Raw genomic sequence first — 2,497 nt, 5'->3', positions numbered from 1 at the left:
CGACCCACGCCACGGCCATGGCCACGATCACGATCGTGCCCCAGGGCTCGGCCATCTCGTAGGGGTCGGCCTCAGTGCCCGGCGTCGCGCCGATGGCGATGAAAACGGCAATCCCGAGGCTGCTCCAGAGCACTGCCGCCCGCGAGACCACCCGTGACTGCGCGAGCAGTGCCGCCCAGATCCAGCCGACGAAGGAAAAGCACCCGAAGCCCAGCACGAGGACGGCGAGCCAGAGGCTGTTCGCCACCTTCCACCGGGTCGACTGCTGAGCGAGAAGGATGTCACCCGCGTCCTGTGTCAAGGCTCTGCCCCTCCTCTTGGACGTGGTCGGTCTGCCAGTACTCCTCGGTGAAGGAGCTGGAGCTCGAGAGCGCGTCGAGGAGATCCTCGAGCACGGCCACCTGATCCAGGCACTCCGGACCGGTGAACCCGATCGTCTCGGCCGAGACCGTGCCGTCTCGCGCGACACGGACGCGAAGCTGTTTGCGTGGCGCCATCAGTCGCTCCTCACGTCCAGCACGAGGGTGATGGAGTCGTCGTCCACCGACTCCTCGGCGATGGACAGGCCGGCCGCCGGTGCTCGCTCCCGAATCTTGCGTACGACCTCGCGTTGAACGCACACGCCGTAGGCCGTGTCGAGGCCCGTGACGAGACCCAGGGCCTCCTCCTCGGTCCAGGTCTCGTCGAACCGGGCGACCCACAGGCCCTCGTCGTTGCGGTCCATCGACACGGCGCGCGCATCGAAGGACGCACGGATCTCGTCGGGGCTCGTCACGCTCACCGTCGCGTCCAGGTCGGCGAGTGCTGCGGCGACCAGGCTTCCGTCGCTCAGTCGTGACCGGACCGTCAGCTCCCTCGGCCCCAGGCCCCGCGGACCGTCGTCGATCGCTGCCTTGGCGGCGCCGACGGCCGCCATGGCAAGAGGGATCAGCAGGATCTCAAGACTCATGCGCGTCCGTCCTAGTAGTCGATCCGGCGTCCACCGGACTCGAAAGGTGCGGGAATCTCCGGGACGGGGCCGGGCGCGACGTCGGGCTCGCGTAGTGCGGTCTGCAGACTGGCCGAGACAGCGCGTCGGCCCGCCCACGAACGCATCGCGGCGACCGCCTCCCGCTGGGTGATGCTCAAGGGGACCGTCCGCTCCACCGCGAGTCTCAGATCGGCTCCCCGGATCGCGCGCTTCTGCGCGAACGCGTCGAAGAGGGACGCGATGACGGCCTCTTCGATCTCGGCACCCGAGAAGTCCTGTGTCGCGTCGACGAGATCGGCGACCAGCTGGTCGTCCGGCGTGAAGGAGGCGTGCGCGGGGGCGTTGCCGATGTGCTTGATCATCTGGAGCCGCCAGATCTCGTCGCGTTCGACCGGATCGGGAAGGTCGACGAAGAAGATCTCGTCGAACCTGCCCTTGCGGAGGAACTCGGGTGGCAGGGACTGGACGTCGTTGGCGGTCGCGATCACGAAGACCGGCGTGGACTTCTCCTGCATCCAGGTCAAGAACGTGCCGAACACCCGAGCCGACGTCCCGGAGTCACCTCCGCCGCCGGACACGCCGGCGAAGCCCTTCTCGATCTCGTCGATCCACAGAACGGCCGGTGCGGCAGCCTCGGCCGCTCGGATCGCGCTCCGGATGTTCTGCTCGCTCGAGCCGACGAGGCCGGCGAACACCTTGCCGATGTCCAGGCGGAGCAGGGGCATCCCCCAGGCGGAGGCCACGGCCTTCGCGGTGAGTGACTTGCCGCAGCCGGGCACGCCGGTGATGAGGACACCCTTCGGTGCAGGCACCCCGTACTCCTGGGCCTCGGCGAGCCAGGAGTCGGCGCGCCGCCCGAGCCAGCGCTTGAGGTTCTCCAGCCCGCCGACCTGCGTGAGATCGAGGTCGGACGGGACGTACTCGAGGACCCCGCTCCTGCGGACGGTCTGTCGCTTCTCCTGGATGACGACGTCGATGTCGCTGGCGTCGAGCTGTCCGTTGCTGGCCATGGCACGCGCGAACGCGCCCTCGGTCTCCAGCTCGGTGAGCCCGAGGGCCGCCTTGATCATCCGGTCCTTGTCGGGCTCGTCGAGGTTGACCTTGATCCTGCCGCCGTCGGCGTTGCTCGCGATGATGCTGTCGAGGATCGCGCGGATGTCGGCTTCTCCGGGGAGGGCAAAGTCGAGGACGTAGACGTCCTTCTCGAGCTCTGGAGGGATCCGCACCACGGGGGAGACCAGGATGAGCGACCGGGCGCTGGTGCCCTGCTGGAAGGCGGCCGCCACGTCACGCAGCCGGCGAACGATCGCTGGGTCGGCCGGCCGGTTCCCGTCACCCAGGTGCGCGTGGAGGTCGCGGAAGACGAAGACGGCGGGCTGGGTGTGCCGCTGGATCGACTCGAGAGCTCGGGCCGGCTCGGTCGTGTTGCCCTGTGCCGCCCCGTCCGGGTCAACGAGTCCGGTCGTGATGCTCCAGCCGAAGACCGGGCGGGCCTTGGGGAGCAGTCCCTCAGGTCCGACAGCCGCG

The 2,497-nt window shown here is 68.9% G+C and carries 4 protein-coding genes; all 4 read right to left on the bottom strand.

The window, feature by feature from the left end; all coding sequences use genetic code 11:
* Positions 1 to 301 (bottom strand): hypothetical protein (locus PV363_RS17215; protein ID WP_301023006.1); only part of this gene is annotated, 301 nt, incomplete at its 3' end.
* The gene (locus tag PV363_RS17210) at positions 282 to 497 is read right to left on the bottom strand and encodes a DUF2997 domain-containing protein (RefSeq protein WP_220341466.1); all 216 of its coding nucleotides are present in this window, start codon (positions 495 to 497) and stop codon (positions 282 to 284) included. The genes PV363_RS17210 and PV363_RS17215, both read right to left, overlap by 20 nt.
* A complete protein-coding gene (locus tag PV363_RS17205) occupies positions 497 to 949 on the bottom strand; it encodes a hypothetical protein (protein ID WP_301023005.1) in 453 nt (150 codons plus the stop codon). The genes PV363_RS17210 and PV363_RS17205 overlap by 1 nt, the downstream gene beginning before the upstream one ends.
* A gap of 11 nt (positions 950 to 960) precedes the next feature.
* On the bottom strand, positions 961 to 2,497 hold a 1,537-nt coding region (locus PV363_RS17200), incomplete at its 5' end, for an AAA family ATPase (protein ID WP_301023004.1).

It is taken from the genome of Mumia sp., assembly GCF_028803055.1.
Classification (GTDB): Bacteria; Actinomycetota; Actinomycetes; order Propionibacteriales; family Nocardioidaceae; genus Mumia.
Note: the sequence above shows the minus strand (reverse complement) of the source record. Positions and strands in the feature narration are given on the sequence as shown.

Bases quoted from the DNA above. Each gene is read 5' to 3' on its own strand.
- PV363_RS17210 (WP_220341466.1), bottom strand. From the start codon at position 497: ATGGCGCCACGCAAACAGCTTCGCGTCCGTGTCGCGCGAGACGGCACG.
- PV363_RS17205 (WP_301023005.1), bottom strand. From the start codon at position 949: ATGAGTCTTGAGATCCTGCTGATCCCTCTTGCCATGGCGGCCGTCGGC.